This window comes from Haloprofundus halophilus (assembly GCF_003439925.1).
GTDB lineage: Archaea > Halobacteriota > Halobacteria > Halobacteriales > Haloferacaceae > Haloprofundus > Haloprofundus halophilus.
On the sequence record NZ_QQRR01000001.1, the window covers coordinates 591,983 to 612,926 of the forward strand.

General features: G+C 66.3%; 22 protein-coding genes. 19 read left to right on the forward strand and 3 right to left on the reverse strand.

Features of this window, described 5'->3' with window-relative positions:
- Window positions 1–52: 52 nt before the first annotated feature.
- Window positions 53–685 carry a hypothetical protein gene (locus DV709_RS02935; protein WP_117591605.1) on the forward strand — a complete coding sequence of 211 codons (633 nt, stop codon included), beginning with the start codon at window positions 53–55 and terminating at the stop codon, window positions 683–685.
- A gap of 395 nt (window positions 686–1,080) precedes the next feature.
- Entirely contained in the window at window positions 1,081–1,410 is a 330-nt protein-coding gene (locus DV709_RS02940; RefSeq protein WP_117591607.1) for a HalOD1 output domain-containing protein, read from the forward strand.
- Between the two features lie 138 nt (window positions 1,411–1,548).
- On the opposite strand, the gene DV709_RS02945 is transcribed toward DV709_RS02940, so the two are convergent.
- Together DV709_RS02945 and ribH are read right to left on the reverse strand one after the other, a co-directional pair.
- Window positions 1,549–2,703 (reverse strand): pyridoxal phosphate-dependent aminotransferase, encoded by a 1,155-nt coding sequence (locus DV709_RS02945; RefSeq protein WP_117591609.1) that lies wholly within the window; start codon window positions 2,701–2,703, stop codon window positions 1,549–1,551.
- The gene (gene ribH / locus DV709_RS02950) at window positions 2,700–3,104 is read right to left on the reverse strand and encodes a 6,7-dimethyl-8-ribityllumazine synthase (RefSeq protein ID WP_117591610.1); all 405 of its coding nucleotides are present in this window, start codon (window positions 3,102–3,104) and stop codon (window positions 2,700–2,702) included. The genes DV709_RS02945 and ribH overlap by 4 nt, the downstream gene beginning before the upstream one ends.
- A gap of 183 nt (window positions 3,105–3,287) precedes the next feature.
- Between ribH and DV709_RS02955 the strand changes: the two genes are divergently transcribed.
- The 17 genes from DV709_RS02955 to DV709_RS03035 all read left to right on the forward strand — a co-directional run bounded on the left by DV709_RS02955 (window position 3,288) and on the right by DV709_RS03035 (window position 20,653).
- Window positions 3,288–5,126, forward strand: coding sequence for a flippase activity-associated protein Agl23 (locus tag DV709_RS02955; protein WP_117591612.1), 1,839 nt, complete (start codon window positions 3,288–3,290; stop codon window positions 5,124–5,126).
- Window positions 5,127–5,303: 177 nt separating this feature from the next.
- Entirely contained in the window at window positions 5,304–6,494 is a 1,191-nt protein-coding gene (locus tag DV709_RS02960; protein WP_117591614.1) for a 5-(carboxyamino)imidazole ribonucleotide synthase, read from the forward strand.
- The gene (gene purE / locus DV709_RS02965; RefSeq protein ID WP_117591616.1) at window positions 6,491–7,108 is read left to right on the forward strand and encodes a 5-(carboxyamino)imidazole ribonucleotide mutase; all 618 of its coding nucleotides are present in this window, start codon (window positions 6,491–6,493) and stop codon (window positions 7,106–7,108) included. Before DV709_RS02960 ends, purE begins: the two co-directional genes overlap by 4 nt.
- Window positions 7,109–7,240: 132 nt before the next feature.
- Entirely contained in the window at window positions 7,241–7,654 is a 414-nt protein-coding gene (locus DV709_RS02970; RefSeq protein WP_117591618.1) for an NADH-quinone oxidoreductase subunit A, read from the forward strand.
- Window positions 7,651–8,349: an NADH-quinone oxidoreductase subunit B gene (locus DV709_RS02975; protein WP_117591620.1), complete on the forward strand. Its 699-nt coding sequence runs from the start codon at window positions 7,651–7,653 to the stop codon at window positions 8,347–8,349. The genes DV709_RS02970 and DV709_RS02975 overlap by 4 nt, the downstream gene beginning before the upstream one ends.
- A complete protein-coding gene (locus tag DV709_RS02980) occupies window positions 8,346–10,016 on the forward strand; it encodes an NADH-quinone oxidoreductase subunit D (RefSeq protein WP_117591622.1) in 1,671 nt (556 codons plus the stop codon). Before DV709_RS02975 ends, DV709_RS02980 begins: the two co-directional genes overlap by 4 nt.
- A complete protein-coding gene (locus DV709_RS02985) occupies window positions 10,013–11,095 on the forward strand; it encodes a complex I subunit 1/NuoH family protein (protein WP_117591624.1) in 1,083 nt (360 codons plus the stop codon). The genes DV709_RS02980 and DV709_RS02985 overlap by 4 nt, the downstream gene beginning before the upstream one ends.
- The gene (locus DV709_RS02990; RefSeq protein ID WP_058581409.1) at window positions 11,092–11,553 is read left to right on the forward strand and encodes a NuoI/complex I 23 kDa subunit family protein; all 462 of its coding nucleotides are present in this window, start codon (window positions 11,092–11,094) and stop codon (window positions 11,551–11,553) included. Before DV709_RS02985 ends, DV709_RS02990 begins: the two co-directional genes overlap by 4 nt.
- A gap of 79 nt (window positions 11,554–11,632) precedes the next feature.
- Complete coding sequence (locus DV709_RS02995; protein ID WP_058581408.1) at window positions 11,633–11,893, forward strand: NADH-quinone oxidoreductase subunit J; 261 nt, start codon at window positions 11,633–11,635, stop codon at window positions 11,891–11,893.
- Window positions 11,890–12,330, forward strand: a complete 441-nt coding sequence (locus DV709_RS03000; protein ID WP_174786380.1) for a hypothetical protein — start codon at window positions 11,890–11,892, stop codon at window positions 12,328–12,330. The genes DV709_RS02995 and DV709_RS03000 overlap by 4 nt, the downstream gene beginning before the upstream one ends.
- Entirely contained in the window at window positions 12,330–12,632 is a 303-nt protein-coding gene (gene nuoK / locus DV709_RS03005; protein WP_117591626.1) for an NADH-quinone oxidoreductase subunit NuoK, read from the forward strand. The genes DV709_RS03000 and nuoK overlap by 1 nt, the downstream gene beginning before the upstream one ends.
- A gap of 2 nt (window positions 12,633–12,634) precedes the next feature.
- Window positions 12,635–14,674, forward strand: coding sequence for an NADH-quinone oxidoreductase subunit L (nuoL, locus tag DV709_RS03010; protein ID WP_117591628.1), 2,040 nt, complete (start codon window positions 12,635–12,637; stop codon window positions 14,672–14,674).
- Window positions 14,671–16,206, forward strand: coding sequence for a complex I subunit 4 family protein (locus tag DV709_RS03015; protein WP_117591630.1), 1,536 nt, complete (start codon window positions 14,671–14,673; stop codon window positions 16,204–16,206). The genes nuoL and DV709_RS03015 overlap by 4 nt, the downstream gene beginning before the upstream one ends.
- The gene (locus tag DV709_RS03020; protein ID WP_394338680.1) at window positions 16,203–17,738 is read left to right on the forward strand and encodes an NADH-quinone oxidoreductase subunit N; all 1,536 of its coding nucleotides are present in this window, start codon (window positions 16,203–16,205) and stop codon (window positions 17,736–17,738) included. Before DV709_RS03015 ends, DV709_RS03020 begins: the two co-directional genes overlap by 4 nt.
- Before the next feature lie 240 nt (window positions 17,739–17,978).
- A complete protein-coding gene (locus DV709_RS03025; RefSeq protein ID WP_117591632.1) occupies window positions 17,979–19,445 on the forward strand; it encodes a DHH family phosphoesterase in 1,467 nt (488 codons plus the stop codon).
- A 69-nt stretch (window positions 19,446–19,514) separates the two neighbouring features.
- Window positions 19,515–20,297: a CBS domain-containing protein gene (locus DV709_RS03030; RefSeq protein ID WP_117591634.1), complete on the forward strand. Its 783-nt coding sequence runs from the start codon at window positions 19,515–19,517 to the stop codon at window positions 20,295–20,297.
- An 86-nt stretch (window positions 20,298–20,383) separates the two neighbouring features.
- The gene (locus DV709_RS03035) at window positions 20,384–20,653 is read left to right on the forward strand and encodes a hypothetical protein (RefSeq protein WP_117591636.1); all 270 of its coding nucleotides are present in this window, start codon (window positions 20,384–20,386) and stop codon (window positions 20,651–20,653) included.
- 30 nt (window positions 20,654–20,683) lie between these two features.
- Here the strand turns inward: DV709_RS03035 and DV709_RS03040 are convergent, their stop codons facing one another.
- A complete protein-coding gene (locus DV709_RS03040) occupies window positions 20,684–20,866 on the reverse strand; it encodes a hypothetical protein (protein ID WP_157972632.1) in 183 nt (60 codons plus the stop codon).
- Between the last annotated feature and the right edge of the window lie 78 nt (window positions 20,867–20,944).

Consider the following 20,944-nt stretch of genomic DNA (forward strand, 5'->3'; position numbering starts at 1 on the left):
TCGTGTCAACTCGGGGGAAACATCTATGTTCGCCGGGTTTGTCGTCGAAGCAATGCCCGTCACACACCTCCCGCTGCGCCGCTCCGCCTCGGTCGGTGCAGTCGTGTACGCGGTCGGTTACGCGGTGGCGCTCGTTGCGACCGCCGGATACGCTGGTGCGGTCGCCGCCGTCGAAGTCGCTGGTGAGACGACGGACGCCGCCCCGCTCGGCGAGATTTTGGGTGTCGACCCCGCGTCGTGGATCACCTCCGGTTGGCTGTTCTACAACGCCCATCTCGTCCCGACGAGCGTCCCCATCGCCGACGCCGTCAATGGACTCGGCGGGTTGACGAACCGTTCGCTTCTGGCGACTCTCGGCGGACCGCTGTACGCGCTGTATCTGCTGCCGCCGCTGTTGCTCCTCGCGGCGGGCTACGTCGTCGTTCGGACGAGCGAAACGCCCGGCGAGAACGGCGCGCGAAACGCCGGGGCGAGCGTCGTCGCCGGCTATTTCCCGCTGTTTCTTCTCGGGGCGTTCGTCTTCACCGTCGGCGCGGCGGACGCGCGGACCGTCGCGTCACCCGCCGGGCTTCCGTCCGTGTTCCTCGGTCTGGTGTATCCGCTGGTGTTCGGGAGCATAGGCGGGTTGGTGGCGGGCAGACGTGCCACGGCGTCGACGCCGACCGGAGAAGTCGCTGACGCGTAGCGAGACGGGTGGTGGCTCCTCGAAAGAGGACTCTACTGGGGCAGGAGCCCTCAGAACGTAACAGAACTGTCGTGCGGAATCGAGAGGACTCCTCTCTCGCGGGCCCGCTTTTTCGCATCCCGGACGTTGGACTCGCGTCGAACGGGCACGTTTGAGTTCCAGACTCGTTGCGAAATCGACATCTGGAAGTGAACGGAAGCTGTTGTTTTTGTGTGTGATTAACTGGGTCAAAACCTCCCTTTTCCCTATCGAGCATCTACCGAACGAGTGAGAAAGTACGCACTGTACGTCCATTGTCTCGATCGACACGAGTAGGACAGTGACCTCACCGTTTGCGTCGTTAGTTACACCCATATGGAGCGTATCACGCAGTCCAGACTCGCGCCGCTTTGCCTATGACCAATCAGCATACGCCGAACGGCGACGACCAGCAATGTAAATCGACAACCGCCTACCGACACACGTTCGACTGGCAGACAGACTCAGTAAGTGAAGAGCTCGTCAAGGCAGTAGCCGAGTTGACGAACTCGGAACCGACCGAACTGCCGGTTCTCGCGGACTCCGTCGACCCCGACGCCCTCGACAACCTCTTTCGAAATCGCGCCGATGGTCGCCCCCGCGACACCGACGGTCGCCTCGTCTTCGACTACGACGGTCACCAAGTCCGGATTACGACCGACGGCACGATTGCCGTCGACGTGGCCGAATCTCCGAGTGGCGACTGACCTCGATTCGTCCGTGCTGTCGTTCTACGAGTCGTCGAAATCGAGAACCGCCACTGCTCGTTCGCGCTCTGCACCGGACAAGTCGAGTCGGTCGTTCGGATGTCGCAACGACGGAGAGCCGCCGTCGAGCGCGCCGTCCTACAGCATCCCGCCGTCGTCCAACCGCTCGACGGCTTCCTGTAGTCGCTCCTTGCTCGCCGCGTAGGAGATGCGAGCGTAACCGGGTGCGCCGAAGGCGCTGCCGGGGACGGTGGCGACGTGCGCCTCCTGAATCGCGTCCTCGCACCACTGCTGGTCGTCGTCAGCGACGGGAATCATCATGTAGAACGCGCCGTCGGGGACGGAAACGTCGACGCCGCGTTCGTCGAACATCTCGACGAGCATGTCGCGGCGCTCCTCGAACGCCTGCACCATCTGGTCGACCGCCGTCTCGGTGTTCGTGATGGCTTCGACGCCCGCGTGCTGGACGAAGTTCACCGCACACGACACCGAGTGACTGTGGAGCTTTCCTGCCTCGGAGACGAGTTCTTCGGGCGCGTGGAGGTAGCCGAGACGCCACCCGGTCATCGAGTACGCCTTCGAGAAGCCGTTGATGGTGATGGTCCGGTCTTCCATCCCCTCCAAGGTGGCGAGACTCGTGTGTTCGACGCCGTACGTGATCTGCTCGTATATCTCGTCGGAGATGACCGCGAAGTCGTGGTCGACCGCGAGGTCGCGGACGCCTTCGAGCGCCGCGTCGGAGTAGACGGCCCCCGTGGGGTTGCTCGGGGAGTTGACGACCAAGAGCTCAGTATCGTCGGAGACAGCGTCCGCAAGTTCGTCGAGCGCCGGTTCGAGTTGGAACTCGTGCGGCGAAAGGTCGACGCGTGAGAGGTCGCCGCCGGCCAACTTGACCATCGCCTCGTAGGAGACCCACGCCGGGTCGAGGAGGACGACCTCGTCGCCGTCGTCGACTACGGTCTGTATCGTCTCGTACAGCGCCTGCTTGCCGCCGGGCGTGACGATTATCTCCCCGGCTTCGGCGTCGATGCCGTCGCCGCGGAGTTTCTCGGCGATAGCCTCGCGGAGTTCGGTGATTCCGTTCGAGGAGGTGTAGCCGGTGTGTCCGGCGGCCATCGCGTCCTGTCCCGCCTGGACGACGTTCTCGGGCGTCGGGAAGTCGGGTTCGCCGACCGAGAGGTCGACGACGTCGACGCCGTCGGCTTCGAGTTCGCCCGCGAGGTTGCTGATGGCGAGCGTCGCGCTCGGTTCGACACGGCCGACACGGTCAGAGAAATCGAATTCGTAGCTCATGGAAGTTCCTCCAGTAGGTCGAGTGCGGCGTCGACGGCGTCGGCTCCCTTGCCGACGCGTTCGCGCGCTTCGGCGCCGCTCATACCCGGACCGCTGACGCCGAAGGTGACGGGTACGTCGCGGTCGAGGCTCACCTGCGTGAGCCCCTGCGCCGTCGCGTCGGCGATGACCCGGTCGTGGTCGGTGTCGCCGGTGACGATCGCGCCGACGACGGCGACGGCGTCGACGTCGTCGCGGCGAGCGAGTCGGTCCGCCGCCAGCGGGGCGTCGTACGCGCCCGGCACGTGGACCGTCTCGGCGACCGTCGCGCCGCGCGCTTCGGCCGCGTCGCGGGCGGTCGCCTCCATCTCCTCGGTGACCGACGAGTTGAACCTCGCCGCCACCAGTCCGAGTGTGACCATACGGGTGAGGTGGAGAGGCCGGCCCAAAGACCTACCGTTAGCCGCCGCGATTGCGGCGGTCGACACGGTTCGTCGACTCGGTTTATCGGTTCGATTCGTCGGACCGGTCGGTGGCCGCTCGGGGGCCGGTCGGTCTGGCGACGAACACAAGAGTTGTTATGCCCCGTGTGCGAGAGGCGAGGTATGACTAGCGACGACGGGGTCGGTGCGTCGGCACCGACGAACGCCGTCAGCCGTTCGGAATCGGAGACGGCGACGCCGGAGCCGCTACTGGCCGGCGCTCGGACGCTCTACGCGGTCCTCGCCGTCACCGCCCTCGCCCTCCTCGCACGCGTCGTCGGCCTCGGCGCGCGAATCATGCACTGGGACGAAGGCAGAGTCGGCTACTGGGCGCTGCGCTACCACGAGAACGGCGAGTTCTTCTACCGCCCCATCATCCACGGCCCGTTCATCCCCGTCGTCAACGACTGGGTGTTCACGCTCGTCGGCGTCTCGGACTTCTCCGCCCGCCTCGTCGTCGCCGTCGTCGGCGGCCTCTTCCCGTTGGCGGCGTGGCTGTTCCGCGAGCACCTCGACGACACAGAGGTCGTCGGCCTCGCGCTCGTCCTCGCGGCCAACCCCCTCCTCGTCTACTACTCGCGGTTCATGCGAAACGACGTGCTCGTCGCCGCGTTCTCCGTGTTCGCGCTCGGCTTCGTCGTCCGCGCCGTCGACACCGGCAGACTCCGCTATCTGTACTTCGCGGCTGTGTCGATGGGACTCGCGTTCACGACGAAAGGAAACGCGATTCTCTACATCGCGTGCTACCTCGGGGCGGCGGTGCTGGTGTTCGACCACCGGCTCGTCGAACTCGCCGCTCGTGGCGACTCCGTCGGGAGCTACCTCCGTTCGCGACCGGCGTGGGCCAAGCGAAGGCTGACGAGCCGGTGGAACACGTTCGAGTACGGCGCGGGCGTCCTCGCCGTAAACGTCGTCGGCGCGCTCCTCGTGTTCCTCGCCATCGTGGCGTTCTTCTACGCGCCGCGCCCGGAGCTCGGGCAGGCGCTCGGCAATCCGGCGGCGCTGCCCGGCGTGCTCGACGAGGCGACGGTCGGCGCGGCCGAGTCGTTCTACGACAGTTGGGGGTCGGGCGACCACCAGGACCACCCGTACCTACCGTTCTTCTACGGCCTCTCGGAGACGCTCGTCTACGGCGCGGGGCTCACGCTCGTCTTCGCCGTCGTCGGCCTCGCCGTCGACGGGTACGGCAGTCGTAGCGCACAGGTCGACGGCGGGGGCGACGGCGGAGGGCGCGGCCGCCGCGGCCGCCGGTGGCTCGTCGCGTTCGGCCTCTACTGGGGCGTCGCCAGCCTCGTCGGCTACCCCATCGCCACCGACATCGAGGCCCCGTGGGCCGCCGTCCACGTCGTCGTCCCGCTGGCGTTCCCCGCGAGCGTCGGCATCGCCTACCTCTATCGGGAGACGCGCGCCTCCGTCGTCGCCCGCGACACCGTCAGCGTCGGACTCGCCGCCATCGTCGTCGTCGCGGCGCTGTCGGGCGTCGTCGGGGCGAACGCCGCCTACATCGACAGCACCAGTCAGGAGGACAAGGAGGTGCTCCAGTGGGCGCAACCCGACAACGATCTGAAGGCGACGATGCAGACGGTCGGACGAATCGCCGAGACGAACGAAGGCGTCGACGTGCTGTTCTACGGCAGCTACCACCCGACGACCGACGAGACGCTGCTGTACGTCGAGAACGAGGAGAGTCTCGAACGGATGCCGCCCGGCGGCCCGGCGTGGCACAGCCGCCTGCCGCTGCCGTGGTATCTCGAACGCGTCGACGCGAACGTGACGAGCACCGAGCCCAGCGAGAACGGAACGGAGCTACAGAACCCGCCGCCCGTCGTCGTCGCCTACGAGTGGGAGGCCGACAACCTCCGCGAGCAGTTGCCGGGGTACACCGAACACAGACATCTGTTCCGCCTCTGGAGCGACGAAGTCGTCGTCTTCGTCGACGAGTCGGCGATACCCGAGGAGTGACGCGTCCGCCGCGAGCGTGGACGACCATCGCCTTACCGCGCATCGTTGCGACACGCATCGCCCCATCGCGCACCGTCACCACAGGCGTTCGTACGCCGCGCATCGGTGCACACGTTCGTGTCTATTTCGACAGACAGTGAGCAACGTTTATGCAGTAACATCCACAACCGAGCGACCGTGACTCTCACGCTTCCCGGTCCGACGATAGGCGTCGTCGGCGGCGGGCAACTCGGCCGGATGCTGGCGGAGGCGGCCGCTCCCCTCGGCGTCGACGTCGTCGTCCTCGACCCGACGCCGGACTGCCCCGCGTCGGTCGTCGCCGAACAGGTCGACGGCTCGTTCGACGACCCCGAGGGCGTCCGCGAACTCGCCGAGCGCGCCGACGTGCTGACGTTCGAGATTGAACTGGCCGACCCAGACATTCTGGAGTCCGTGCGAGACGAGTACGGCGTCGCCGTCCACCCCTCGCCGGAGACGCTGCGGACGATTCAGGACAAACTCGTCCAGAAGCGGACGCTCGAAGACGCCGGCGTTCCGGTCCCGCCGTTCCGCCGCGTCGACGACGTCTCCGACCTGGAGGCCGCCGTCGAGGCGTTCGGCGCGGTGATGCTGAAGGCGCGCACCGGCGGCTACGACGGACGAGGGAACGTCCCCGTCCACTCCGTCGACGAGGCCGAAGACGCGCTGGCGGAACTCGGCGGCGCGCCCGCGATGGCCGAGTCGTTCGTCGAGTTCGAGCGGGAACTGTCGGTCATCGCCGTCCGCGGCGACCGGGAGTTGAAAACGTTCCCCGCCGGCGAGAACGTCCACGAGGACGAGATTCTGCGCGAGACGGTCGTTCCCGCGCGGACCACGGACGACGTTCGAGCGCGCGCCGAGGAAGTCGCTCACGACGTGCTGTCGCTGCTCGACGGCCGCGGCGTCTTCGGCATCGAACTGTTCGAGTCCGACGGCGAGATATCGGTGAACGAGATCGCCCCGCGACCGCACAACTCCGGCCACTGGACTATCGAGGGAGCGCTGACCTCGCAGTTCGAGCAGCACGCTCGGTCGGTGCTCGGGTGGCCGCTGGGTGCGACGAACCGACGGGGTGTCGCCGTCAGCGCGAACCTCCTCGGCGACGTCGAGGAGACGCAACCAGCCGAGCTTCGCGGCGTCGAGACGGCGCTGTCGACGCCGGGTGCGAGCCTCCATTGGTACGGTAAGCACGAGGTCCGCCCGCTACGGAAGATGGGCCACGTGACGCTCGTCGACGACGAGCGGGGAGACGCGACGACCGACGACCTGCTGGAAACCGCACGCGGCCTCGCGGACGAGCTAACGTTCGGCGACGGCGGATTCGGAGACACCACGGAGACGCGAGAATGACCGACGAGATACGGGACCTCATCGACCAGTTGGAAGCGGAGGCCGAAGAGAACAAACCGGCCGCGGAGACGCCCGACGTCGGTATCATCATGGGTTCGGACTCGGACCTCGACGTGATGGCCGGCGCGTACGAAGCGCTCGAAACGCTGGGGTTCGAAGAGCAGACCGAGTACGACGACGCCCCCGATTCGCGTTTCTCGTTCGAGAGCTACGTCGTCTCCGCACATCGGACGCCGAAGTTGATGTACGCCTACGGCGAGACGGCCGCCGCGCGCGGCGTCGAAGTCATCATCGCCGGCGCGGGCGGGAAGTCCGCGGACCTGCCCAACATGACCGCGTCCATCGCCTACCCCCTCCCCGTAATCGGCGTCCCGGTCCAAGAGAAGTCCGTGGACTCGGTCATCGGCATGCCCACAGGCGCGCCGATAGTCGCCGTCGACGCCGGAAAGTCGTTCAACGCGGGACTGTCGGCGGGCCAGATTCTCTCTCGCGCGCACGAAGAACTTGTAGACCGACTCGTCGAGTACCACGACGGTCTCCAGAGCGACGTCGCCGAGGCCTCCCGCGACCTCCACCGACTCGGCCTCGACGGCTACAGGGGCCGAAAGGGCTAATACCGACGCGTCGGCGGCCACTCCTCGCCGAATCGCGGCCTCGGGACTCGACGGCCTCGTTTTCGCCCGAGAAAGCAACAATCAACGCTTATAGGGTAGCACACCCAACCGCCGGACGTTGGAAACTCCGGTATGAATCCATGGATAGCCATTGGCGCACTGGCGGTCGTCGGCATCGGCATCCCGATTGGGATGATGGCGGTGTCGGCGCTCCTACGCCCGAGTGTGCCGGAACAAGGAAAGAGCGCCACCTACGAGAGCGGTGAGATCCCGACGGGGAGCGCGCGCATCCAGTTTAACATCCAGTACTACATGGTTGCGCTGCTGTTCGTCGTCTTCGACATCGAAACCGTCCTCATCTTCCCGTGGACCGTCATCTATCGCTCCGCGCTGGAGCAGGGTGTCAGTCTCGGAGCGGTGTTGACGCCGATGCTCGTCTTCGTCGGCATCCTCGTCGTCGGTCTCCTCTGGGCGTGGCGCAACGGCGCGGTCGAGTGGGTTAAAAGCCCGCGCGCGACCCGTCGGAAGACTGAGAGGCAATCATGAGTAGCGACCAGCCATTCGTCACAGACGATTCACAAGTACTGACCGATACCCGCGACGCCCGCTTAGCGGGCGCAGACGACCGGTTCAACTCCAAACTTCGGGAGGCGTTCGGGTCTTCGCCGTTCATCCTCACGAAGTTCGACAAGTTCATGAACTGGGTCCGCGGCTCCTCGATGTTCATGCTGCAGTTCGGTATCGCCTGCTGCAGCATCGAGATGATGCACACGTACGCGGTGAAACACGACCTCGACCGCTTCGGGTCGGGCGTGCCGCGAGCGTCGCCGCGACAGGCCGACGTCATCATCGTGCCGGGCACCATCGTCTCGAAGTTCGCGCCGCGGATGAAGCGCGTGTACGACCAGATGCCCGAGCCGAAGTTCGTCGTCGGCATGGGCTCCTGTACGATCTCGGGCGGCCCGTTCCAAGAGGGGTACAACGTCGTCAAGGGCGCCGAGGAGGTCATTCCGGTCGACATCCACATCCCCGGCTGCCCGCCGCGCCCCGAGGCGCTCATCTACGGCGTCGTCAAACTCCAGGAGCGCATCGCTAACGGCGAGAGCTCGCCGGTCGTCGTCAAACCGTACGAACTCGAACAGTTCGGCGACCTCGAACGCGACGAAGTCGTCGACAAACTCGCCGAGGAGATCGACACCGACGACCTCGTCATGCGCTACAACTGGGCTGATTCGCCATGAGCCTGGAACGTCCCGAGGCGTCCGAGGGCGCGAGCGTCGAGCGGCACAGCGCCGACGAACTCGCCGACCTGCTCGGTGACCTCGTCATCGGACGCGAGGAGCACATCAACGCGCCGGGATACGTCATCCGGCCGGACTCGGTCCAGGAGACGCTCTCGCTTCTGAAGAGCGAAGCGGGGTTCGACCACCTCTCCTGCGTCACCGCCGAGGAGCGCGCCGACCGCTACGAGTCCATCTACCACCTCAAGAAGTTCGACGACCCGACCCAGGAGGTCAGCGTCGTCGTCCCCACGGCGAAGGACGAACCGGTCAGTCAGACGGCCGAACCCGTCTTCCGGACGGCGGACTGGCACGAGCGCGAGGCGTACGACCTCGTCGGAATCGAGTACGAAGGACACCCCGACATGCGGCGCATCCTGCTGCCTGAGACGTGGCAGGGACACCCGCTGGCGAAGGATTACGACCAGGAACGTCCGCAGGTCGTCCCCCTCCGCGAGCACGCGAATCCGCTCCAGGAGGACCACAAGGACGACCAGGACTCGGAGACGATGTACCTCAACATCGGGCCGCACCACCCGGCGACCCACGGGGTGCTCCACCTGAAGGCGACGCTCGACGGCGAGCAGGTCGCCGACGTCGACCCCGACATCGGCTATCTGCACCGCTGCGAGGAGCAGATGTGCCAGCAGGGTACGTACCGGTACCAGATCATGCCGTACCCGGACCGCTGGGACTACATCTCGGCGGGGCTACTCAACGAGTGGGCGTACGCGCGCGCGGCCGAAGACCTCGCGGACATCGAGGTACCCGAGTACGCGCAGGTCATCCGGACGATGGGCGCGGAACTCTGCCGCATCGCCGCCCACATGCTGGCGGTCGGCACGTTCGCTCTCGACGTTTACGGCGACTTCACGGCCATCTTCATGTACGCCATCCGCGAGCGGGAGAAGGCCCAGAACATCCTCGAGGACCTCACCGGTCAGCGGCTGATGTTCAACTACTTCCGGCTCGGCGGCGTCGTCTGGGACCTTCCCGAGCCCCGAGAGGAGTTCTTCGACAACACGCGCGACTTCCTCGAGGAGCTGCCGGCGGCGCTCGAGGAGTTCCACGACCTCATCTCCGGCAACGAGATTCTGCAGTCGCGCACCATCGGCACCGGCGTCCTGCCGCCGGAAGTCGCGAAGAACTACGGCGCGACGGGACCGGTGCTCCGCGGCTCCGGCGTCGACTACGACCTCCGCCGCGACGACCCCTACGGCTACTACGAGAACCTCGACTGGGACGTCGTCGTCGAGGACGGCTGCGACAACTACTCGCGGCTGCTCGTGCGCATGCTGGAGGTAGAGGAGTCGGCGAAGATCATCGAACAGTGTATCGACATCCTCGAGGACTGGCCCGAGGACGAGCGGAACATCCAGGCGAACGTGCCGCGGACGCTCCGCCCCGACGACGACACCGAGATCTACCGCGCCGTCGAAGGCGCGAAGGGCGAACTCGGCATCTACATCCGCGCCGACGGAACCGAGAAACCCGGGCGCTTCAAGATTCGAAGCCCGTGTTTCTCGAACCTCCAGACGCTGCCGGAGATGTCGAACGGCGAGTACGTCCCGGACATGATCGCGTCGCTGGGCAGCCTCGACATCGTACTCGGTGAGGTCGACCGATGACGCCGCTGCAGCAAGGACCGGTACTGCTCCCCGAGCGCATCGCGGACCTGCTCGGTCTCGGCGACGGCCTGCTCGGACAGGTCGTCGGCGGACTCGTCGCCGCGTTCCTCATCGCGAACATCATGCTGGCGATGACCGCCGTCGCCGGTCCGTGGGCCAAACGGAAGATCACGGCGGCGTTCACCGACCGCATCGCGGTCAACCGCATCGGGCCGTTCGGCCTGTTCATCATCATCGCCGACGCGGTGCGTCTGCTCTCGAAGGAGCTCATCGTTCCCGAGGGCGTCGACCGCCCGGCGTGGGACCTCGCGCCCATCATCCTGCCGGCGTCGGCGCTGCTGGGCTTCGCGGTCATCCCGATGGGCAGCGGCATCCAGCTGGCCGACCCCGAGACGGGGCTGGTGTTCGCGTTCGCCGTCGCCTCCATCGCGTCGCTGTCGCTCGTGATGGGCGGCTACGCGTCGAACAACAAGTACTCGCTCATGGGCGGTCTGCGCGCCGTCGCACAGAACATCGCGTACGAGATTCCGCTCATCGTCACGGCGGCGTCGGTGGTCATCTTCACCGGCACGCTCCAGATGAGCGAGATCGTGGCCGTCCAGCGCGAGCCGCTCGTCGCTCTCGGCGGCGGCCTGACGATTCCGCAGTGGTTCGCGTTCGTCAACCCGTTCGCGTTCGTGCTGTTCCTCGTCGCCAACATGGCCGAGATCGGTCGCAACCCGTTCGACATTCCGGAAGCGCCGACCGAGATCGTCGCCGGCTACCAGACCGAGTACTCCAGCGTCTACTTCGTGCTGTTCTACCTCGGGGAGTTCCTGCACATCTTCCTGGGCGGCGCGCTCATCGCGACGCTGTTCCTCGGCGGCCCGGCCGCGCCCATCGCGGCGCTCAACGTAATTCCGGGCTTCGTCTGGTTCCTCATCAAGATCTGGGCGGTGTTCCTGTTCACGCAGTGGGCGCGCTCGGCGATTCCGCGCGTCCGCATCGACCAGCTGCTCGACATCGGTTGGAAGGGGATGCTCGTGCTCTCCTTCGCTAACCTGGTTCTCACGGCCATCATCGTGGGAGTGATAGCATGATCGGAATCCTGAAATCGATGGCAACGACGATGAAACACGCCCTCGACGGCCAGACGTTCACCGTCGAGTACCCGGACGTCGCCCCCGAGGTGAGTCCGCGGTTCCGCGGCGTGCACAAGTTCAGCCAGGAGCGCTGCATCTGGTGCCGCCAGTGCGAAAACGTCTGTCCGAACGACACGATTCAGATCGTGCAGGACGACAAGCGCAACGGCGAGCAGTACAACCTCCACATCGGTCAGTGCATCTACTGCCGACTCTGCGAGGAGGTCTGCCCCGTCGACGCCATCCTGCTGACGCAGAACTTCGAGTTCACGGCGGACACGAAAAACGAGTTCGTCTACAACAAGGAACAGCTCAAGAACGTCCCCTGGTACAAAGGAATCGACCCCCTCAACTCGCGCAACCCCGACCGGGACGCGTGGGTCGGCGAGGGAGACGGCGAGGTCGACTACCAGTAATCGAGAGCGACGCGCCCGAAGTCGGGTGCGTCGTACGTTCTCGAAACCTTCAAACGGATACCTCAAGGAGACACACACAATGGTTTATGAAACCCTGGCGTTCGCGCTGTTCGCCCTCGTCACCGTGGGCTGCAGCCTGGGCGTCGTCCTCGTGCGGGACATCTGGCACTCCGCACTCCTGCTCGGGGGCGCGCTCTTGAGCGTCGCGGTGCACTACGTGATGCTGCAAGCGGAGTTCCTTGCAGCGATGCAGATTCTCGTCTACGTGGGCGGGGTCCTCATCCTCATCACGTTCGCCGTGATGCTCACGCGGACCGACCCGGAGGTGAGTAGCACATGACGACCAAACCGCAGTTGAACGACGATTCGAACTTCCTCCCGGGGCTCGCGGCTCTGGGACTGTTCGTCGTGATGGCTGTCGTATTCCTGCAGGCGGAGTTCGGTGAACCGCAGGGGTTCCCGGCCGACGTCAGCATCGTCGCCAGTATCGGCTACGCGATGTTCGACATCTCGGCGGACCAACTGCAGCAACAGATCGTGAGCGCCGAGGGCTTCCTCGCGGCGTTTCTCATCATGGCCATCGCGCTCGACGTCGCCATCGACGCCGCCGTCTACCTCGCAAAGCGCGAGGAGGCCGGCGAAGTCGTGACCGCGCTCGTCGACGACGTTCGCAGCGACGACCCGACCAGCGGCGGGGAACCGACCGACGGACGCGGGCCCGCCGCGCGAGCGGACGGTGGCGTCGCGGACGACACGACGACAGGAGGCGATCACTGATGGTGCCCCCGCAGTACTACCTGCTCCTCGCGGGCGCCGTCTTCTGTATCGGCCTGTTCGGCATCCTCACGCGTCGGAACGCGCTGTTGTTCCTGATGTCGGTCGAGTTGATGCTGAACGCGGCGAACATCAACCTCGTCGCCTTCTCGGTGTACTGGGGCAACGTAACGGGCCAGACGCTGAGCCTGTTCACGATGGCGCTGGCGGCCGCGGAGGTCGCCATCGGTATCGGCATCATCCTCACGCTCTACCGCAACTTCGGTGACGTGGACGTGACTGACGCAGCGTCGATGAGGTGGTAACTATGGTAGGTGCATTCGACTTCGTTCCGGCGATCGTTCTCCTGCCGTTCTTCTCGTTCCTGATAGCGCTCTTCGCGGGCAAGTACATGCCCAAAGGCGGGGCGCTCGCGGGCATCACGGCCACCGCGGGGTCGCTGTTGCTCTCGATATGGACGGTTCTAACGGTAGCGGGCGGCGCAACGCTTCGACAGACACTGTACACGTGGGCGGGCGCAGAGGAGCTCCCGTACGAACTGACGTTCGGGCTGCTCATCGATCCGCTGTCGTCGATGATGCTGCTCATCGTCACGCTCGTCGCGTTCCTCGTCCACGTGTTCTCGCTCGGCTACATGAACGACGAGGGCGAGACCGGCCTGCCGCGGTACTACGCCGGACTCGGCCTGTTCACGGCGTCGATGCTCGGCTTCGTCGTCGCGGACAACCTGCTGATGGCGTTCATGTTCTTCGAGCTGGTCGGGCTCTGCTCGTACCTGCTCATCGGCTTCTGGTTCCGCGAGGAAGCGCCGCCGAGCGCGGCGAAGAAGGCGTTCCTCGTCACGCGCTTCGGTGACTACTTCTTCCTCATCGGCGTCGTCGCCGTCTTCGCCACGTTCGGCACGGCGGCGTTCGCCGGCGAGGGAAGCTTCCCGGCGCTCGCCGAAGCGGCGCTCGCGGGCGAGGGCGCGGGCGACGTGAACACGCTGTTCGGTCTCGACCCGCAGGCGTGGTTCACCGTCGTCGGCCTGCTCGTCCTCGGCGGCGTCGTGGGCAAGTCCGCGCAGTTCCCGCTGCACACGTGGCTGCCCGACGCCATGGAGGGCCCGACCCCCGTGTCGGCGCTCATCCACGCGGCGACGATGGTCGCCGCCGGCGTCTACCTCGTCGCGCGGATGTACGGCTTCTACGCGCTCACCCCGACGACGCTCGCCATCATCGCGTTCATCGGCGGCTTCACCGCCCTGTTCGCGGCGACGATGGGGCTCGTCAAGCGCGAAATCAAACAGGTGCTCGCGTACTCGACCATCTCCCAGTACGGCTACATGATGCTCGCGCTGGGTTCGGGCGGCTACATCGCCGCGACCTTCCACCTGATGACGCACGCGTTCTTCAAGGCGCTGCTGTTCCTGGGTGCGGGGTCGGTCATCATCGCGATGCACCACAACGAGAACATGTGGGACATGGGCGGCCTCAAAGAGCGCATGCCCACGACGTACTACACGTTCCTCGCGGGTTCGCTCGCGCTCGCTGGCATCTTCCCGTTCTCGGGCTTCTGGTCGAAAGACGAGGTGCTCTACGAGGCGCTCGCCCACGGCCTCGGCGGCAGTCCGCTGCTGTTGGCCGCGTGGGCGATGGGCCTCCTCGCCGTCTTCTTCACCGGGTTCTACACCTTCCGGATGGTCTTTTTGACCTTCCACGGTGAGCCCCGGACGGACACGGCGCGCAACCCCCACGGCGTCCGCTGGAACGTCAAAGGACCGCTCGTGGTCCTCGGCGTGCTCGCCGTCGTCGCCGGCTTCATCAACATGGTTCCGGTGGCGAAACTGACGGGACTGCACATCGAGTTCCTGCACGACTGGCTCGCGCACGGCCCCTCGGGGCTGACGAGCGAGCACTACGGCGAACTCACGAGCCAGTACGCGGGCTACTCGACGGGCGCCATCGGCAGCGAACTGACGACGGTACTGCTGTCGGGCGGCCTCTCGCTGGGCCTCGCGCTCGCGGGGTCGGCGCTCGCCTACTCGTTGTACAACGTTCCGTCGCCGGTCGAGCACACCGACCGCCTCGGGGGCGCCAAGGACGTACTGTTCAACAACTACTACCAGGACGAGTACCAGGTGTGGCTGGCCAACGACGTCGCCCGCGGCATCTCCCGCGGTGCTGACAAGTTCGACCAGGGCGTCGTCGACGGCGTCGTCAACGGCATCTCCAGCGTCAGCCTGCTGTCGGGTAGTCGCGTCCGCCGCGTCCAGACGGGCGTGGTCAGCAACTACGCGGCGCTGTTGACGCTCGGACTCGTCGCACTGCTGGTCATCCTCGGTCTCGAAGGAGGTTGGTTCGTATGATAATCGAAGCGCTCATCGCATTCACGTTCGTCGCCGCACTGGTCGCGTTCGTCCTTCCGGACCGACTCGCCGGTCGCGGCGCGTTCGTTCTCAGTCTGGTTCCCGTCGTCGGGAGCCTCTACATGTGGTCGCAGTTCGACGCGTCCGGCAACGCCCTCCTGCAGGGCGGTCAGACCGCGTTCGAGACAGTCGTCCCGTGGCTCCAGGTCGCGGGCTACGAGATCTCGTGGTACGTCGGCGTCGACGGCATCAGCCTGCCGCTGGTCGTGCTGACGACGGTGCTCACCTCGCTCGCGATCGTGAGCGCGTGGACGCCCATCCAGCACCGCCAGTCGCAGTTCTTCGGCCTCATGCTGTTCATGGAGGCGAACCTGCTCGGCGTGTTCACGGCGCTGGACTTCTTCCTCTGGTTCATCTTCTGGGAAGCCGTCCTCGTGCCGATGTACTTCCTCATCGGCGTCTGGGGCGGTCCACGCCGGAAGTACGCCGCCATCAAGTTCTTCGTCTACACGAACGCGGCGTCGCTCATCATGTTCATCGGCTTCATGGCGCTCGTGTTGGGTCTCGGCGACTCGACGTCGTCGTTCGCGCTGCCCGACGTCGCACAGGCGCTGCGCGCCGGCGAACTCGGGTCGTTCTACGGCCTCGACGCGAGCACGCTCCGAGTCGTCGCCTTCGCGGCGATGTTCTTCGGCTTCGCCGTGAAGGTGCCCGTCGTCCCGGTCCACACCTGGCTGCCGGACGCTCACGTCGAAGCGCCGACGCCGGTGTCGGTGATGCTGGCGGGCGTCCTCCTGAAGATGGGGACGTACGCCCTGCTGCGGTTCAACTTCACGATGCTGCCCGAGGTCGCCGTCGAGTACGCGCCGTTCATCGCGGCCATCGCGGTGCTGAGCGTCATCTACGGCGCGATGCTCGCGCTCGCACAGCAGGACCTCAAGCGCATCGTCGCGTACTCCTCCGTCTCGTCGATGGGGTACGTCATCCTCGGTCTCGTCGCCTACACCGCCTACGGCGTCGGCGGCGCGACGTTCCAGATGGTCGCCCACGGCCTCATCTCGGGGCTGATGTTCATGGCGGTCGGCGTCATCTACAACACGACCCACACGCGGATGGTCGGCGACATGTCCGGCATGGCGGACCGGATGCCCGTCACGACCGGCATCCTCATCGCCGGCGCGTTCGGCTACATGGGCCTGCCGCTGATGGCCGGCTTCGCCGCCGAGTTCTTCATCTTCACCGGCGCGTTCCAGTCGACGGTCATCGCGGGTAACGGCCTCGCGATCTTCACGGCGGCGGCGATGTTCGGCATCGTCATCGTCGCGGGCTACCTGCTGTTCGCCATGCAGCGGACGCTGTTCGGACCGTTCCGTCTCGAAACCGACTACGAGGTCGGTCCGGCGCCGCTGCACGACACGCTGCCGCTGGCGGTGCTGCTCGTCTGCATCATCGCTCTCGGCGTCGCTCCGGAGATATTCTTCAGCATGATCACCGACGCAGTCGACCCGGTCATCGGAGGTGTGCTGCAATGACGGCACCCGCCGCACTCACCGCGCTCGCGTCGCCGCTCCAGATGGGCCAACTGCCCGAGTGGGCGGCGCTCGCGCCGGTGCTCATCCTCGCGGTGACGGGGCTCGTACTCCTGCTCATCGACAGTATCGACGCGGACACGACCAACAGCGCGCTACTGGCGGGCGTCTCGACGCTCGGTGCCGCCGCCGCGCTGGCGGCCACCGCGTGGTCGCTCGCCACCGGCGTCGGTCAGGACAACGGCGCGATCTCGCTGTTCGCCGACGCGCTCGTTGTCGACGGCATGAGCCTGTTCTTCACGGCCATCTTCACGAGCGTCGTCGTGATGGTCACTATCGCCAGCTACGACTACCTGCGCGACCACAAGCACCAGGGAGAGTTCTACTCGCTCGTGCTGTTCGCCGCCAGCGGGATGGCGCTGATGGCGTCGGCGAACTCGCTGGCAACAGTGCTCGTCAGCCTCGAACTCGCTTCGCTCCCGTCGTACGTGCTCGTGGCGTACCTCAAGGACAACCGCGGCAGTGTCGAAGCGGGACTGAAGTACTTCCTCATCGGCGCACTCTCGGCGGCGGTGTTCACCTTCGGCGTCAGCCTCGTGTACGCCGCCACCGGATCGCTCATCTTCGCGGACGTCGCGGAGGCTCTTAGCGGCGGAGAGTTCGTCGGCCTCGCCGGTCTCGGCATGCTGATGGTTCTCGGCGGCTTCGCGTTCAAGACCGCCTCCGTCCCGTTCCACTTCTGGGCGCCGGAGGCGTACGAGGGCGCGCCCGCGCCCGTGTCGGCGTTCCTCTCGTCGGCCTCGAAGGCCGCCGGGTTCGCCGTCGCCTTCCGCGTGTTCGTCGAGGCGTTCCCGCTGGCGACGGTTCCGGAGGGCATCAACTGGGTGCTCGCGTTCCAGATTCTCGCCGTCGCCACGATGACGCTCGGCAACTTCGCCGCGGCGACACAGGAGAACGTCAAGCGGATGCTCGCGTACTCCAGCATCGGTCACGCCGGCTACGCGCTCATCGGCCTCGCGGCGCTCTCGGCGGGCGGTAGCGCCAACGGCAACGTGCTCGGCGCGAGCATGGCGCACCTGTTCGTCTACGGCTTCATGAACACCGGCGCGTTCCTCTTCATCGCGATGGTGGAGCGCTGGGGCATCGGCCGGACGTTCGAGGACTACAACGGTCTGGCGACGCAGGCACCGGTCGCCTGCGTCGCGATGTCGGTCTTCATGTTCAGCCTCGCCGGCCTCCCGCCGTTCGGCGGCTTCTTCTCGAAGTACTTCCTGTTCTTCGAGGCCATCGAGAACGGCTTCTGGTGGCTCGCCGCCGTCGGCGCGCTCAACAGCGTGCTGTCGCTGTTCTACTACAGCCGCGTCGTGCGGGCGATGTGGTTCGAGGACCCGAGCGGGTCGCTCGACCTCGGCAGCCAGCCCGTCGGGCTGTACGCCGCCGTCATGATCGCCGCCGTCGGGACGCTGCTGCTCCTGCCCGGCTTCGCGCCGGTCATCGAGACGGCACAGACCGTCGCCGGAACGCTGTTCGCCTGAACTCGCCTCGACCGCCGAGTTTTCGTTTTCTCCGTTTCGCACTGTGGTTCCGCCTCCGGGAGTGACGACGCTCGAAGCGCGAGGCGCGACCCGACGCCGGCGTCCGACCTGACGCCCGACTCGACGCACCCGTATCGCCGACGTCCGACGCGCCGACGTCCGACTCGACGACACCCGTATCGCCGCCCCGTCCGCCGCGAGGACGGTAGGGTTTTCCCCCGAGGCGACCGAGAGTCGGGTATGGTGAGGTGGCTGCTGCTCGGCTGCGGCCCAGTCGGTCACGCGATGCTCGAGATGCTCGCCGAGCGCTCCGGCCGCGTTCAAGTGATCACCGACGACCCCGAGCGCGTGACGTCGTTGCGCGAGGAGGGCGTCAGGGCGATACACGCCGACCCGACCAACCCCGAGAGCTATCCGACGACGGCCGAACTCATCCTCGTCGTCGGTGAAGACGCCGGTCGAAATCTCGCCGCCGTCGAGAGCGCGCGTCGCCGGTATCCGGACGCGCAGGTGACGACGTACGCGGGCGTCGACGCCGACCCGGAGTTCGTCGAGCGACTCCACGCGAGCGCCGACCGCGTCGTCGACGCGACGTCGGTGCTGACAGACCACGTCGTCGGGATGGTCGACCACGAACCCGCCCGCCGTCTCCGCAGACTGCTCACGGTGCTGCGCGAACTGGACGGTCCGCTCGCCGTCGTCACCCACGACAACCCCGACCCCGACGCCATCGCCAGCGCCGTCGCGCTCTGTCGGATCGCCGAGACGGTCGGCGTCGAGGCCGACGCGTGCTACTTCGGCGAGATATCGCACCAGGAGAACCGCGCGCTCGTCAACCTGCTGGACCTCCAGCTCCGGAATCTGGAGTCGAACGACGACCTGGAACCGTACGCCGGTATCGCGCTCGTCGACCACTCGCGCCCCGGCGTCAACGACGGCCTCGACCCCGAGACGCTGGTCGACATCGTCATCGACCACCACCCGCCGCGGGCCCCCGTCGAAGCGCGGTTCGTCGACCTCAGAAGCGAGGTGGGCGCGACGAGCACGCTGTTGGCCGACTACCTCGAACGACTCGGCCGCGACCTCGACCGGACGGTCGCGACGGCGCTGCTGTACGGTATCCGCGTCGACACGAAGGACTTCACCCGAGAGGTGTCGAAGATGGACTTCGAGGCGACGGCGTACCTGCTCGAGCGCGTCGACGCTTCGGTTCTCGAGCGCGTCGAGACGCCGAGCATGAGCGCCGACGTGTTCGAGACCATCGCCCGCGCTATCCGCAACCGCGAGGTTCGCGGCACGGCGCTCGCCTCCTGCGTCGGCAAGATAACCGACCGCGACGCGCTCGCGCAGGCCGCCGAGCGACTGCTCGACATGGAGGGGGTAGAGGTCTCTCTCGTCTACGGCTTCGAGGGCGGAACAGTCTACGTCTCCGGGCGCGCTCGCGGCACGGACATCGACCTCGGCGAGACGCTCAGAGACGCCCTCGGACAGATCGGCAGCGCCGGCGGTCACGCCGACATGGCGGGCGCGCAGCTCCCGCTCGGCATCCTCGAGAACGTCGAAGACGACGCCAAGGAGCCGTTAACCGAAGTGGTCCGCGGTATCGTCAGCGGTCGGTTCTTCGAGACGCTCGACACCGCGCCCTCCCTCGGCGTCGGCGATACCGAAGAGCTGACGCTGGAGTTTCCCATCGACGAGCGGAACTGAGCTGAGCGTCGGTACGGCTCGACAAGGGCGACACCACGCTTTTTGCCGCCCGCTCGCGTACCCTCCAGCATGTCCGGGAACGCCACGGTGAAGGAGTACATGACCCGAGAGGTGTCGACGGTCTCGCCGGACGACACCGTCGCCGACGTCGCCCGCCGAATCGTCGAGAGCGACGGCCACAACGGCTTTCCCGTCTGCAACGGCCGGAAGGTCGAGGGGTTCGTCAACGCCCGCGATATCCTGATGGCCGACGGCGACGCGCCCATCTTCACCGTGATGACCGACGACATCATCGTCGCGCACCCGGAGATGAAACTCACCGACGCCGCCCGCGTCATCCTCCGGTCCGGCATCCAGAAACTCCCCGTCGTCGACGACGCGGGCAACCTCGTCGGCATCATCTCGAACACCGACGTCATCAGGAGCCAAATCGAGCGCGCGACGCCCGAGAAGGTGGGGAAACTGATGCGGACGCTCGAACAGATTCACGACGTGCCGGTCCACGAGGAGCGCCGACTGATCTCCATCTCGTCGCTCATCCCCACGCAGGGGCGCGTCTACGCCGACGAACTCGAAGGCCGCCGGTACGAACTCGAACGTGGCCTCGCCGAACCCCTCGTCGTCATCGACAACGACGGGACGCTGCTTCTGGCCGACGGCCACCACCGCGTGCTCGCCGCCGCCCGCTCGGAGATGGACGAGATGGACGCCTACGTCATCGTCGTCGACGACGTGGTGGAACTCGGGATGCAGCGCACCGCCGAGAAAGAGGGGCTCTCCTCCATCGACGACATCGACATCGTCGACTACGCCCGCCACCCGCTCATCGAGACGACGAAGCGGTTGCAGTAGTGCAGTAGCCGAGCGACGGCGAACTCCTCGCGCGTTCGTACCCGGTCCACCGAAGCTGTTATTTTCGCCCGATAAAATCGAGTTTTATGGTCCTCGGAGCCCTCGATCCGCTAGGAATCTTCGTCGGTCTCTACGCCGTCGCCGTCGGTGTACTCGGCGTCGCCCGACCGCAGACGATGTTCAAGATGCGTCACTGGCTGTCGGTGACAAGCGACTCGGAGTTGAGCGAACTGGGCGTCCTCTGGTACCGGGTCAGCGGCGCGCTCGCACTCCTTCTCGGCCTCTGGCTGCTGTACGACTGGGGCAACGTCGGACTGGTCGTCGCACACTGGCTGGGGTCGTCCGCCGTACCGTAGCCGACTGCGGCGTCCGGTGCGGACGACACCTCATCGACTCTTTCGCCGGTTCCGCCGCTCGAAGCCGAGAATGAGCAGGCCGATGACCGCCCACGCGAGGATGGGAATCGGCTGCGACAGCGGCCACCACGAGGCGACCGGGAGCGCCGCGAGAACGACCGACACCAGCGCCACGACGAGGAAGAACAGTCCGACCGTCTCGTTCGGTCTCATCGTCTCACCGTCGGCCGCCGCGAGTAAACCGTCTTCGACACGCGACGGCGGCGACACCGAGCGCGACGACTCGGCGTG